This is a genomic window from Sphingopyxis sp., assembly GCF_035565275.1.
Taxonomy (GTDB): domain Bacteria; phylum Pseudomonadota; class Alphaproteobacteria; order Sphingomonadales; family Sphingomonadaceae; genus Sphingopyxis.
Genome location: NZ_DATMST010000303.1, coordinates 1 through 11493, shown reverse-complemented (window position 1 = coordinate 11493; position 11493 = coordinate 1). Strand labels below are relative to the sequence as shown.

The window sequence follows — 11493 nt, the reverse complement described above, 5'->3', positions numbered from 1 at the left end:
GCGGTGCACGCATGAACGCCGTTGCGCTCTTGCCGCTGGCGTTCGGCGGCCTGTCGCTGATCGGCCTGTCTATGCAGCGTCACGCGCGCGATGCCGGTCTGAAAAAACAGCGGCCGCGCGGGCTGCGCCTTCTCGGCTGGGCCGGGGTGCTGCTGTCGCTCGCCGTAGCCGTCTCGCGTCCCGACTGGCGTTTCGCGCTGGTCGAATGGATCGGCCTGCTCGGTGTCGCCGCCGCGCTCGTCGTGCTCGTGCTCTACCGCAGTCCGCGCGCCTTGCCGTGGCTTGCGGCAGGCGGCGTCCTGATTGGCATCGGCGCCAGCCTGTTGCTTTCCTTCACCGCCTGAAGCGCGCCGCGCCGCTGGCAGCGCTGCGCATCACGGCGCGGTGTAGGTCAGCGTCGATACGAAGATGGTGCTGGCGACGGTCTTGCCCGCAAGGCTCCGCTCGCCCGCGACATCATGGCTGGTCGACAGCAGGTAGCGCCCCTTGCCGCGTGCCGGGATGGTGATCACGCCCTGATCGTTTGCGACGTGCGTCTTTGCCCAGCGATCGGGATCGATGACGGTCAGCCTGGCGTTCGGCAGCGGACTGCCCTGCCACAGAACCCGGAAGCTGTCGCCGTTCGCGGTCAGCGGAACGATCTCGAGATCGAGGCCATGGCGCGTTTCTGTCCGGCCCGCGCGGGCGTTGTAGACCACACCCTGCAGCTTGCCGTCTTCGCCCGCCCATGGTTCGAATACGGCATCGTCGATCAGGCGAAGGTCGCCCGTATCGGGCGTCGCAGCCTCGATATGATTGGCGCGGCGCACCAGGGGCAGGGGGCGTTCGCGCGTGCCACCAGCGAACAGCATCGGGCTCTTCAGTTTGGGGAATTCGGGGTCGCCGTTTTCGGGCACCGCTTCGGCGGGTTCGCCCAGATAGATGCGCGCGGGCGCGTTGCCATCGCGTTCGATCCATACCTCGTGTGCGCTGGCAGACGAGGCGATTGGACCAAGGATCAGAAGGGCGGCGAGCAGCTTTTTCAAGATAGTCCCTTTCCGGACATCGGTTCGGCAGCGCGAGCCACCGCAGCGACAAGATGTCCGGGCGCATCTGGCAAAGCCCGCGTCGTATTGCAAACGATTCTTACTAGCGGAAAGAGATGATCGCTCGTAGGGGAGGCTCAATTGAGAGTGAGTCGCAAAAAGGGGAATGTCATGAATTTCGTCCGAACGATCGCCTTGTGCGGTGCAGCGGCCATTGTGTTTCCTGCCGCCGCCCAGGCCGACGAAACGGCCGATGCCGGATCGGCGGCCGATCGCGACGAAACCATCCTAGTCACCGCGACGCGCGACGAGACCTTTGCGGGTACCAAGACCGAAACCCCGCTGATCGAGACGCCGCAACCGATCACGATCGTCACCGACGACCAGTATCTATCGCAGGGCGCGATCAACATCAGCGACACCGTTCGCTATACCGCCGGCATCACCGCCAACCCGTATGGCCGCGACAGCCGCGTCGACGGCTTCGTCATCCGCGGCATCGACGCGCTCCAGTTCCGCGACGGCATGCGCGACATCTTCAGCTATTATGCGAGCATCACGTCGGACCCGTATAATTTCTCGCGCGTCGAGGTCGTGCGCGGTCCGGCTTCGGTGCTGTTCGGGCAGGGCTCGATCGGCGGCATCGTCAACCTCGTGTCGAAGACCCCCGATTTCGAAACGCGCGGCGACCTTGACCTTGTTTACGGCAGCTACGACCGCAAGGAAGTGCTCGGCGACGTCAACCTCGCGCTGTCGGATACGTTCGCGATCCGCGCGGTCGCGCGCGTCCGCGATGCCGATACCTATGTCGATCACGTCCCCGACGACCGCGTGATGTTCGCGCCGTCGATCCGCTGGCAGCCGACACCCGACACCAACATCGTCCTCACTGGCCTCTATCAGGAGGACGATGGCGGTTCGACCCCGCAGTTCCTGCCGATCATCGGAACGCTGCGCGACAATCCGGACAATCCGGACCAGCTCGACCCCTTCCTCTTCGTCGGCAAGCCCGGCTGGGACCGCTACGACGGCCGCCTGCTACAGGGCGGCGGCAGCATCACCCACCGGTTCGGCGACGCGATCCAGATCAGCGCCAAGGCGCGCTACATCGACGCCGACCTCAGCTATTTCACCCATTATACCGATAGCTATTCGAACCCCGAAAACCCCTATCTCGATCCTGCGGGGCGGCTGATCGGGCTCTACGCCGATGGCAGCATCGCGCGCACCAATGTCTTTTCGACCGACAATAATGTGCAGTTCAAGTTCAACACCGGCGCGGCGGTCGAGCATACGCTGCTCGCCGGCATCGATTACAGCTGGAGCAAAGTCCGCAAGCGCAGCGGCTTCGGTTTCGAGGTTGTAGACCTCTATGATATCGATTATGACGCGCTTGCGATCCCGACAATCAGCCCCGACTTTTCGAACGAGGTCCAGAAACAGCTCGGCTTTTACGTGCAGGACCAGATTCGCTTCTGGGATCGCGTCTCGGTCGTCCTTGGCGCGCGGCGCGACCGGGTGAAGTCTAGCAATCCGAACGGCCTCGGCGCGACCGACAAGGCAACGACCTTCCGCGCGGGGATTATCGGCGAACTTGGCGCCGGCTTCTCGCCCTTCTTCAGCTATACCGAAAGCTTCCTGCCAATCACGCCCGACCCGGACGACACCGTGCGGCTGGAGCCGCAGACCGGCACGCAATATGAAGCCGGCGTCAAATGGCAACCCGATCCGGGGACGCTGGTCACCGTTACCGCTTTCCACATCAAGGAATCGGGCCGCCCGATCAACCTTCTGCCGGGGCAGGGCCGCGTCCAGTCGGGCAAGCTCACGACCAAGGGCATCGAGTTCGAAGCGAGCCGCACGCTGCCCGGCAATTTCGAGCTGCTGGTGAACTACGGCTATAACAAGCTTACCTCCGACGACAGTCCGTTCTTCATCTACCTGCCGCGGCACAACGCATCGGCGTGGACGACCAAGACTTTCGGCCTGCCTGAAAACGCGCAGCTGCGGCTTGGCGCGGGGGTCGTTTATACCGGCAAGCGCAGGTCGGTCGGCCCGCCTTGGGCGAGCGTCGCAGCCGACAACACGACGATCGTCACGCCCGATTACACGACAGTCGATGCGCTGGCCGAAATCACCTGGAACAAATGGCGGCTGGCGGTCAACGCCACCAATCTGTTCAACAAGATCTATTACGCCTCGTGCCTCGATCGCGGTGATTGCTTCATGGGGGCGCCGCGCAACGTGATGGTGACGGTCGGCTATCGTTTCTGATCACACCGCGCACAACCATGGCCATCGAGAGATGGCCGTGGTCGTGCGCGGGCAATGAAACCTCTCGCCGTGTCCTTTGCACGGCCGGGCAATATGTCATTTGGCGATGCGCGGGGCGATGCGGCACGGGCGGGTTTTGTTCGAAGGGAGTTTCCCATGCCCAATCCCTCTGGCCTGTTCGCCGCGCTGTGCCTTGCCGGTGCGACGCTTGCCGCCGGCCCCGCCGCGCTGGCGCAGGAGGCGGCGGCGCCTGCTTCGTTGACCCCCGGCACCAAAGTCTATGACCAGAACGGCGAGGAGGTCGGCCAGATCGTCAAGGTGGAGGGCGACAGGGTCGCGGTCGCGATTGACGGCAACGGACTGGTGGTGCCGAAGAATGCCTTTGTGAAGACCGGAAAAGGTCCGGGCCTGAAGGCACCGAAGGCAAAGATACTCGCGGTGCTGAAGGAGGCCGAAACCGATGCAGCGGCGGTCGACGGGGCTCTCAAGGCGGGCGCCGACGTCCGCAGTGCCGACGGCGCGGCCGTAATCGGCAAGGTCAAGGCGATCGCGCCGCAGGGGGTGATGCTGACCACCCGCGAGGGCGACATCACCATGCCGCGCGCCGCCTTCTTCCTGTCGGCGAAGGGGCTGGCGGTGAAGGTGAACGAAAAGCAGTTCGTCGAGGGCGTCAAGGCGGCGCGGGCACAGAAAAAGGGCGGCTGAGCGCCCCCGGACCGGCGGGGACGCATGGTGGAACAGGTTGCGCCGGAAAGACGGGTGCGATACGCACCCGTGCCGCGGAGCAATCCGGAAGATTGCCGCCGCCCCTAATTGCACAGCTTTGGAGCCGCCTTTGACGGCATTATTCGATCGGCCGGACAGACCATTGCCATGCGCCCCCGCCGGGCCGGCCGGCCTTTTCCTGTCACTCCGCGGATGGCCGTTCCTGCGGCTCGCGCTCGCTCGCGCCGCGAACCCGTCATGAACGATGGCGGGCTTGTCCGGTTGTTCGGCGAACTGCGTCCGGCGCTGGCGCGCTATCTGATGACGCGCGGCGCGGCGTCCGACGAGGCGGAGGATATCCTCCAGGACATTCACATGAAGCTGCTGGCGGATCATATCGGCCCGGTATCGCAGGCGCGTGCCTATCTCTACAGCATGACCAACAATCATTTCCTCATGCATCGCCGCACCGCGGGCCGGCGGGCGCGCCGCGAGGAGGATTGGAGCGAGATCAATGGCGGGCGCGATGGCGAGGTCGACGAACGGCCGTCGGTCGAGACCGAACTCATCGCGCGGGAACAGCTCGCGATCCTGCAACGCGTGCTCGACGATCTGCCCGAACGGAGCCGGATTATCTTTCGCCGTTTCCGGATCGATGGCGAGCCCCAGCGGCGGATCGCGGAAGAACTGGGGATCAGCGTGAGCGCCGTCGAGAAGCATCTGGCGCGGGCTTATGAAGCGATTACCTCGGCGCGGCTCAGATGGGATGAGGATCGCCCCGACCGGCGGCATCTCACAGGTGAAAGAAACCGCCATGTCACGTGAGGCACAGGACAATATCCGCGCACGCGCGATCGAGTGGCATATCAGGCTGCGCGATGGCGACGATGCCACATGGGAGGCATTCGCCGGATGGCTCGCCGAAGACGTGCGCCACGCGGAGGCCTATGACGCTGTCGAAGCCGCCGATCAGGCGATCGATCCCCTGTTGCCGCACGTCGTCATTCGCGAAGCCGCGAATGATCAGGGCGAGCCGGTCCAGCCGCCGGCACGCCGCCGGTGGGGGCGAGGCCTGATCGGCGGCACGATCGCCGCCTCGGTCGCCGCGGCCGTCCTGCTGTTTTCCGGTCAGGCCTCGAGCCGCTACGATGTCGTGACCGCGCCCGGCGAACGGCGGGTGGTTGCGCTCGACGCGGCGACCGAAGTCACGCTCAACGGCGGGACGCGGATGACGTTCGACCGCGACGATCCGCGGTTCGCTTCGCTCGCTTCGGGCGAGGCGCTGTTCCGGGTCCGGCATGACGTGCGGAACCCGTTCCGGCTCGAAGTCGGCGGCAATGTCGTCGAGGACGCGGGAACGGTCTTTAACGTCGTGCACGAGCGGAACGAGGTCCGCGTCGCCGTCGCCGAAGGAAAGATCGTCTATAATCCGGGAGCGGGCGCCGTATCGCTCGACGCTGGCCAGAGCCTCGTCGATCGCGGCGGCGCGGCGCGCGTCAAGGTGGACGACGTCCCGGTCGCCGCGGTCGGAGCGTGGAAGACGGGATCGCTCATCTATGCCGCCGCGCCGCTGTCGCGCGTCGCCGACGAGCTCAGCCGCGCACTCGGCGTGCGTATCGCCGCCGCGCCATCGATTGCCGACCGGCCTTTTTCGGGGACGATCACTCTTGACGGCAGCGGCGCGGGGCAGCTGAGGCGGCTCAGTCCCGCGCTGAACGTCGCGATCGAAGAGGGCCCCGACGGGTGGATCATGAGGCCGGCCGGTAGTGCCGCGCCATAGATGGGCGGCGGCGACAGTCGCCCTGTTTGGCCTAGCGGCGACCGATCCGGCCCATGCGCGATCGTTCGACATCCCGGCGGGGCCGCTCGGCGAGGTGGCGGCCCGGCTCGGCGCGCAGGCCGGGATCACCATCGCGGTCACCGATCCCGATATCGCGGCGCGCCGCTCACCGGGGGTGAGGGGAGATTTGCCGGTTCGCGTGGCACTCGACCGGGCCTTGCAGGGAACCGGCGCGGAGGCGATCTTTTACGATCGGGCGACCGTCCGCCTCGTTCGCAGCCGTGCGGTGCCGAAGCTGCCGCCCCGGCCGAAACCGGCGCCGCCAAAGGCGCCGGTGATACAGGTCGATCCAACCGATATCGTCGTCACCGCGAGCAAACAGAATGTGCCGCTCGACCGTTTTCCGGGTTCGGCGAAAATCGTCGGACTCGATTCCGACTGGCTGGCGCGCAGCGCGCCCGGCGGAACCGCGGCCATCACGGCCGTGCTGCCGACGCTCAACGCCACGAACCTTGGCCGCGGACGCAACAAAATCTATGTGCGCGGTATCGCGGACAGCAGTTTCAACGGCCCTACCCAGGCGACGGTGGGGCAATATCTCGGCGATGTCCGCCTTTCCTACAATGCCCCGGATCCCGACCTCAATCTTTACGACCTCGATCGCGTCGAGGTCCTCGCGGGGCCGCAAGGGACGTTATACGGCGCCGGCTCGATCGGCGGTATCGTGCGGCTGGTGCCCAACGGTCCCGACAGCGGATCGGCTTATGCGAGCGCTTCGGCCGGCATCAGCGCGACCCGCTTCGGCGGCGTTGGCGGCGATGTCGCCGCAATGGTCAATCTGCCGCTGGCAGAGGGGAAAATGGGGCTGCGGGCGGTCGTCTATGGCGCGCGCGAGGCGGGGTATATCGACGATCCCGGCCGAAAGCGGCGCGACATCAATGGCGGCCACAATTTCGGGCAGCGGCTGATCTGGCGCATCGACGATGTCGGGGGATGGACCGTCGATGTCGGCGGCGTCCATCAGCGAATCCGCGCCGATGACGGACAATATCTGCTCCGCGGCGAGCCGCCGCTCGAGCGGCGCAACAGCCTGTCGCAGCCGTTCCGGAACGAATATCGGCTCGCCTATGTCACCGCGCGCCGACCGATGGGCAGGGGCGAGCTCGTCTCGACGACCTCGGTCGCCCGGCAGGACCTCTCGACGGTGTTCGACGCGACGGGGTCCGCCGCGGCGGCACCGCCGCGGCGCTTCGAGGAGCAAAATGACATCACCTTCTGGTCGCATGAAACGCGGCTTTCGGGTGGTGGCGCGAAAACGCCGTGGGTCGCGGGCCTCGCGGCAATCCATAATGTCAGCCGCGTTTCGCGGTGGCTGGGGTCGCCCGATGCGCCCGAGCAGATCGCGGGGGTACGCAACCGGCAACTGGAATTCTCGCTCTTTGGACAGGCGACGCTTCCGGTCGCGCCTTCGCTGCACCTGACGATGGGCGGGCGCTTCTCCGTAGGGCGCGGGGCGGGGCGGCTGATCGGCGACGGGTCGGAGGGACCCGAGGAAACATCCCGGCGCGGGTCGCAGTTCGCGACCACCGTCGCACTCGACTGGCGCCTCAGCCCGTCGTTGTCGATCTACTCGCATTACCAGGAAGGGTTCAGGGCGGGCGGCTTCGCGGTTGCGCCTGCCGGATCGGCGACGGACAGCCAGGAATTCCTGCACGACGAACTGGGCCAGATCGAACTGGGCGTCCGGTGGCGGGACAAGGACCGCGACCGTTTTTCGCTTCGCGCCGCCCTGTTCGCGGTCGACTGGAACAATGTCCAGGCCGATCTCGTCGACGAGGCGGGCCTGCCCTATACGGCGAATATCGGCAACGGCCGGATATACGGGCTGGACGGCGAAATACAGTGGCGCGCGACGCCATCGCTGACGTTGACCGCGGCGGCGTTCCTCAACCAGAGCTTTCTGTATGACGTCCCGCCCGAATTCGGGGAGCCGAACAAGAATACGCTTCCCAATATACCCGACGACGGACTGCGGCTCGGGGTGGAATGGCGCAGGCAATTGGCGCGGAAGGTCGGCCTGACAGTCAATGCGTCGTTTCGTGGTTTCGGCAAGTCGAACCTCGGCGTGGGACCCTTGCTCGACGTCTCGCAAGGCAATTACGGGGTCGTCGATATCGGTGCCCGGGTCGGGTTTCCCCGCTTCGGCCTGTCGCTCGACATTGCGAACCTTGGCGACACACGCGCGAACACCTTTGCCTTCGGGAACCCCTTCGAACTGGCGGGCCGCAACCAGATAACCCCGGTGCGCCCGCGCACGATCCGTCTGGGGATCGACGCCCGCTTCTGATCCCATCGCGCCGCGCCCGGCCGGCATGGCAAGCTTTTCCGCCCTTTTTTCGTTCGGGACAATCATCCGTCATTTTTTGGTGAGGAGCATCTCTCCCCTCGGCGTCTCAGGGGGGAAGGAGATGCCGCCGATGGCCGACGAACTGACGCCGCTGGAAAAGCAGGTGATTGCCGTGTCGCTCGGCGATCCGCGTTCCAGCGTGATGCCGCACAGCACCATCTTTCTGTGGCTTTTCGGACATCGCGCGACCTCGCTTCCGCTCGCCAATCCCCGGCTCGAGGCGCTGCGGCGCTACGCGATCCTTCGCCGGACGGCGGAGCAGGCCCTTCCGCAGGACGAATATGATCGCCTTCGCCGCGCGGGATATGATTCCAGCCAGAAGGAAGCGATCGACCGGCTGATCGCGCCGCATCACTTACAGAACAGTTTTCGCGCCCGCGTCGGCGGCCTTGTCCGGCGTCGTGCGGAAAACCGGGCGCCGGGCCGCCTCCCCCGGTCCACGGTCCCGGCGTCCGGACCTGTCCCATCCTTTATTCCCCCCAGCATAGCGAAGGAAAATATGCTCAATTTCTCCACTTCCCGAACGCGTTCCAGCCTCATGCTTGTGATGCTGTCGTTCGCGATGGCGCCCACCGCCGGCCAGGCGCAGCCGCAGCGCCCGCTTCAGGGACCGTCGGACACCCCCGATGGCAGCGGCGATCGCATCGTGGTCGGTGTCGGCGGGCTTTACGCGCCAGCCTATCAGGGCGCGGACGAATACAGGTTTCAGCCGCTGCCCATGATTGATGTGAAACGGGGCCGTTTCTTCGTCAATCTTCAGGATGGTATCGGTGCCAATCTCTTCGATTCCGAGCATGTGACCGTTGGCGTGGGGCTCACCCCGGTCGGCGGCTACCGGGCGAAAGATGTGCCCGACGGCATCGGCAAGCTGTCGCTGGGTCTCGGCGGGCGCGGTTTCGTGAAGCTCCGGCAGGGCGGCTTCGAAGCGACGCTCGGCGCGACCAAGATCATCACGGGCAACACCGAAGGCGTCATCGCGGACGCCAGCCTCGCTTATCCGGTCGCGGCAAGCGACAAGCTCATGCTGATCCCCTCGATCGGCACGACCTGGGCCGACCGCAAACACAACAACCGCTATTTCGGGGTAACCGCGCAGCAGTCCGCCGCGTCGGGGCTTCCGCAATATCGGGCGGGTAGCGGGCTCGTCGATGCCAAGGCCGAGCTTGCCGTCGTCTACCGTCTGACCGACCGCATCGGCGTGATGGCGGTGGGGGGCGTGTCCTCGTTGCTCGGCGACGCGAAGGGCAGCCCGATCGTTTATCACAAGACGCGGCCTTACGGGGTTTTCGCGGTCACCTACAGCTTCTGAGGCCGAGAAAAGCGGGATGCCGGAAGGATCGTCCGGCATCCCGTTACCCGTCAATTCGTGTTCGCGAATTCGCGCAGCATATGCTTGGCGATCTGGAGCTGCAGGATCTGCGTCGTGCCTTCGTAGATGCGATAGATGCGGGCATCGCGGAAGAAGCGCTCGGCATCATATTCGGCGAGATAGCCGGCGCCGCCATAGACCTGGACGCATGCATCGGCGACGCGGCCGCACATCTCGGACGCGAAGACCTTGAACGCCGCCGCCTTGCGCAGGACATTCTCGCCCGCGTCGGCGCGGCGCGTGACATCCTCCATCATGCATTCGGCGGCGTAGATGTCGATCTCGCTCTGTGCGAGCATCTGCTGGATCAGCTGGAAATTGGCGATCGGCTCGCCGAACGCCTTGCGCTCGGTCGCATAGCGCACCGCGCTGTCGAGCGCGCGGCGGGCGTAAGCGGTCGCTGCGGCGCCGACCGACATGCGGCCGTTGTCGAGGCTCATCATCGCAAAAGCAAAACCCTTGCCGAGTTCGCCGCCGAGCAGGGCCTCGCCCCCGACGCGGACGTCGTCCATGACGATGTCCGCGATATGGCTGCCCGACTGGCCCATCTTCCTGTCGGACTTGCCGATCGTTACGCCGGGCGCGTCGAGCGGGACGATGAAGGCCGAGACGTGCGCGTTCTTGGGCAGGTTCTCCTTGCTCGTCCGCGCCATGATCAGGCCCACTTTGGCGAAGGGCGAGTTGGTGATGTAGCGCTTTGTGCCGCTCAGGGCCCAGCCGTTGTCAGTCGGCGTCGCGGTCGTCTGCAGCCCCGCCGAGTCCGACCCCGAACCCGGCTCGGTCAGCCCGAAGCAGGCGATCTCACCCGCCGCGACGCGCGGCAGCCATTCGGCCTTTTGCGCGTCGGTCCCGCCATTCTTCAAGGCCGAGGCGAACATGCCGATGTTGATCGAGATGATCGAACGGAACGCCGGCATCGCGTAGGACAGGGTGTGGATGGTGCGGATATACTGGCTGACGTTCATCCCCGCGCCGCCGTGCTCTTCGGGGATGGTCAGGCCGAACAGGCCCATGTCGCGCATCTCGGACAGGATATCCGCGGGGATTTCATCGCTTTCGAGGATGTCCTTCTCCGCGGGGATCAGACGCTCGCGGACATAACGGTCGAGTTGTTCGATGAACTGTTCGAAGACATCGGCGTCCATGCCGGGGTTGCTCATGGCCTGTTCCTCAGATCGGGTCGTAGGGGAAGACATGCGCCGACACTTCGTCGGCGCGGGCGAAAGCGGGGCGGAAGGCGGGGATCAGTTCGTCGGCGATTGCTTCTGCCGTCCACCCTTCGAGTTTCGCCATCGAGCGCACGGGGCGCGGTTTCGAGAAAAGCAGAATCTCGTTCCGGCGCACGCTGAAGATCTGGTTCGTCACATCCTTCGACAGGTCGGACGCGAGATAGGCGACGAGCGGCGCGATCTTGTCCGCCGACATTTCCTGGAGGCGCTTGACGCGTTCCTGCTGCTCGGGGGTTTCGGCGGGGATCGACGAGGTCATGCGGCTCCACGCGAAGGGCGCGATGCAGTTCGACCGCACGCCGACGCGCGCCATGTCGAGTGCGATCGACTGCGACAGCGCGACGACGCCGAGCTTTGCCGCCGAATAATTGGCCTGCCCGATATTGCCGATCAGGCCACTGGTCGAGGTGAAATGGACGAAGCTGCCTGACTGCTGTTCGCGAAAATACGGGGTGGCGGCCTTCGACACGTTGAAGACGCCGGTGAGGTTGACCTCGATGACGCTCTTCCAGTCTTCATAGCTCATCTTGTGCCAGATCGTGTCGCGCAGGATGCCGGCGTTGTTGACCACGGCGTCGATGCGGCCGAAGCGCTGGACGGCGTCCTCGATGATGCTTGCGGCTTCTTTTGGATCGGCGACGTTGCCGAAGTTGGCGGCCGCGCGGCCGCCGGCGGCCACGATGTCGTCGGCGGTGCGCTGCGCC

10 protein-coding genes are annotated in these 11493 nt (G+C 65.5%); 7 read left to right on the top strand and 3 right to left on the bottom strand.

What is annotated here, in order from left to right; all coding sequences use genetic code 11:
- On the top strand, positions 1–344 hold a 344-nt coding region (locus VN047_RS20070; protein ID WP_325545836.1), incomplete at its 5' end, for a DUF3325 domain-containing protein.
- 30 nt (positions 345–374) lie between these two features.
- Here the strand turns inward: VN047_RS20070 and VN047_RS20065 are convergent.
- Positions 375–1025, bottom strand: a complete 651-nt coding sequence (locus VN047_RS20065; RefSeq protein WP_325545834.1) for a DUF4198 domain-containing protein — start codon at positions 1023–1025, stop codon at positions 375–377.
- A 171-nt stretch (positions 1026–1196) separates the two neighbouring features.
- On the opposite strand from VN047_RS20065, the gene VN047_RS20060 reads away from it, so the two are divergent.
- The 6 genes from VN047_RS20060 (at position 1197) to VN047_RS20035 (ending at position 9500) form a co-directional block, all read left to right on the top strand.
- The gene (locus tag VN047_RS20060; RefSeq protein ID WP_325545832.1) at positions 1197–3299 is read left to right on the top strand and encodes a TonB-dependent receptor; all 2103 of its coding nucleotides are present in this window, start codon (positions 1197–1199) and stop codon (positions 3297–3299) included.
- A 156-nt stretch (positions 3300–3455) separates the two neighbouring features.
- Positions 3456–4004: a hypothetical protein gene (locus tag VN047_RS20055; protein ID WP_325545830.1), complete on the top strand. Its 549-nt coding sequence runs from the start codon at positions 3456–3458 to the stop codon at positions 4002–4004.
- Positions 4005–4262: 258 nt separating this feature from the next.
- Positions 4263–4829: a sigma-70 family RNA polymerase sigma factor gene (locus tag VN047_RS20050; RefSeq protein WP_325545828.1), complete on the top strand. Its 567-nt coding sequence runs from the start codon at positions 4263–4265 to the stop codon at positions 4827–4829.
- Positions 4819–5784 carry a FecR family protein gene (locus VN047_RS20045; protein WP_325545826.1) on the top strand — a complete coding sequence of 322 codons (966 nt, stop codon included), beginning with the start codon at positions 4819–4821 and terminating at the stop codon, positions 5782–5784. Before VN047_RS20050 ends, VN047_RS20045 begins: the two co-directional genes overlap by 11 nt.
- A complete protein-coding gene (locus VN047_RS20040) occupies positions 5771–8131 on the top strand; it encodes a TonB-dependent receptor (RefSeq protein ID WP_325545824.1) in 2361 nt (786 codons plus the stop codon). Before VN047_RS20045 ends, VN047_RS20040 begins: the two co-directional genes overlap by 14 nt.
- A gap of 130 nt (positions 8132–8261) precedes the next feature.
- Positions 8262–9500 (top strand): MipA/OmpV family protein, encoded by a 1239-nt coding sequence (locus VN047_RS20035; RefSeq protein WP_325545822.1) that lies wholly within the window; start codon positions 8262–8264, stop codon positions 9498–9500.
- 50 nt (positions 9501–9550) lie between these two features.
- On the opposite strand, the gene VN047_RS20030 is transcribed toward VN047_RS20035, so the two are convergent.
- Positions 9551–10720 (bottom strand): acyl-CoA dehydrogenase family protein, encoded by a 1170-nt coding sequence (locus VN047_RS20030; RefSeq protein WP_325545820.1) that lies wholly within the window; start codon positions 10718–10720, stop codon positions 9551–9553.
- Between the two features lie 10 nt (positions 10721–10730).
- On the bottom strand, positions 10731–11493 hold a 763-nt coding region (locus VN047_RS20025), incomplete at its 5' end, for an SDR family oxidoreductase (protein WP_325545818.1).

Coding starts and splice junctions, on each gene's coding strand:
- VN047_RS20055 (WP_325545830.1), top strand. CDS start 3,456: ATGCCCAATCCCTCTGGCCTGTTCGCCGCGCTGTGCCTTGCCGGTGCG.
- VN047_RS20050 (WP_325545828.1), top strand. CDS start 4,263: ATGAACGATGGCGGGCTTGTCCGGTTGTTCGGCGAACTGCGTCCGGCG.
- VN047_RS20030 (WP_325545820.1), bottom strand. CDS start 10,720: ATGAGCAACCCCGGCATGGACGCCGATGTCTTCGAACAGTTCATCGAA.
- VN047_RS20035 (WP_325545822.1), top strand. CDS start 8,262: ATGGCCGACGAACTGACGCCGCTGGAAAAGCAGGTGATTGCCGTGTCG.
- VN047_RS20060 (WP_325545832.1), top strand. CDS start 1,197: ATGAATTTCGTCCGAACGATCGCCTTGTGCGGTGCAGCGGCCATTGTG.
- VN047_RS20045 (WP_325545826.1), top strand. CDS start 4,819: ATGTCACGTGAGGCACAGGACAATATCCGCGCACGCGCGATCGAGTGG.